The following is a 1456-nucleotide window of genomic DNA, read 5'->3' on the forward strand; positions in this document are numbered from 1 at the left end:
GGGAAATGGGGAAATGGGGAAATTCACCCAATACCCCAATACCCCAACACCCATCTGATGAGAGCTTTCTGCACAATGAATTAACCAAGTTAAAAATTATGAAGTTTGGGATTATTGTTTTCCCCGGATCGAATTGCGATCGAGATGTGGCAACGGTGACGGAGGGGATTTTTCAGCAACCTACCCGCTATATTTGGCATCAAGAGACGGATTTAGGGGATGTGGATGTGATTGTGGTGCCGGGGGGATTTAGTTACGGCGATTATTTGCGCTGTGGTGCGATCGCTAGATTTTCGCCAGCGATGAAAACTGTCCGAGAAGAAGCCGAAAAAGGTAAATTAGTTTTAGGCATCTGTAACGGTTTTCAGGTATTAACGGAAATTGGGCTGCTACCCGGTGCCTTAATTCGTAATCGCGATTTACATTTTATCTGCGATCGAGTGCCAGTAAAAGTGGAAAATAATCAATCTGTCTGGACGCAGGGTTATCAACCGCAACAGGTGCTTAATTTGCCGATTGCTCACGGGGAAGGGCGTTATTATGCCGCAGAAGATACGTTAAAATCTTTGGAGGATAACGGACAAATTCTCTTTCGTTACTGTACTCCCACAGGAGAGGTAAATGAGTCGGGAAATCCCAACGGTTCGTTAAATAATATTGCAGGAATTACCAATAAAGCAGGAAATGTGCTAGGAATGATGCCTCATCCCGAACGCGCCGCCGATCGGATGCTCAATTTGACCGATGGTAGTCTATTATTTCGGGAGTTGATCAATTGTTGTTGACTAGACCTCTTGTAAAAATCAAAAATTGTTGTTAGGGTCAGTAGCCGGTCGTCAGTAGTCAGGAGAATTAAAAATGAATAATAATCAATTAAATGGTCTATTTACCGACTTTAGGCAATTTAATCCTTATTTTTGCCCTTTTTCAACCCTCAAGTAGTTGGGTTTTTGGGGTTTTGGGGTTTTAGTTGAAATTTCCCTGATAACTGATAACTGATAACTGATAACTGATAACTGATAATCCTGTGGCTGTTTTAAAAGATAATCGGGCTACCGTCCAAAAAGTTCTCTGGATCACCCTGCTGCTGAATATGTTGGTTATGGCGATCAAAGCGGGGGTGGGTTTGAGGATTGGTTCTTTAAGTCTGCAAGCGGATGCTCTCCATAGTGTCACCGATAGTGCGAATAATGTCTTGGGATTGGTAGCGATGCGGTTTTCCTCTCCCTATCCCGATCGAGATCATCCCTACGGACATCTGAAATACGAAGCGATCGGAGCTTTAGCGATCGCCGCCTTTTTGGGGATTGCCTGTTTTGAAATCTTGCAAGGGGGGATCATGCGTATTATCAAAGGAGGAAAACCCGTCGAGATTGCCGGTCCTGAATTATGGCTATTAATTATCGTTTTAGGGGTGAATATTTTTGTCACCTACTATGAGAGATCGGTGGGGCAG

The 1456-nt window shown here is 43.8% G+C and carries 2 protein-coding genes; both read left to right on the plus strand.

What is annotated here, in order from left to right; genetic code table 11:
- Window positions 1–98: 98 nt before the first annotated feature.
- On the plus strand, window positions 99–785 hold the full coding sequence (gene purQ, locus IQ242_RS24690) for a phosphoribosylformylglycinamidine synthase subunit PurQ (RefSeq protein ID WP_193961768.1): 687 nt from the start codon (window positions 99–101) through the stop codon (window positions 783–785).
- A 242-nt stretch (window positions 786–1027) separates the two neighbouring features.
- On the plus strand, window positions 1028–1456 hold a 429-nt coding region (locus IQ242_RS24695), incomplete at its 3' end, for a cation diffusion facilitator family transporter (protein WP_193961769.1).

Source organism: Microcystis sp. LEGE 08355 (genome assembly GCF_015207185.1).
GTDB lineage: Bacteria > Cyanobacteriota > Cyanobacteriia > Cyanobacteriales > Microcystaceae > Microcystis > Microcystis panniformis.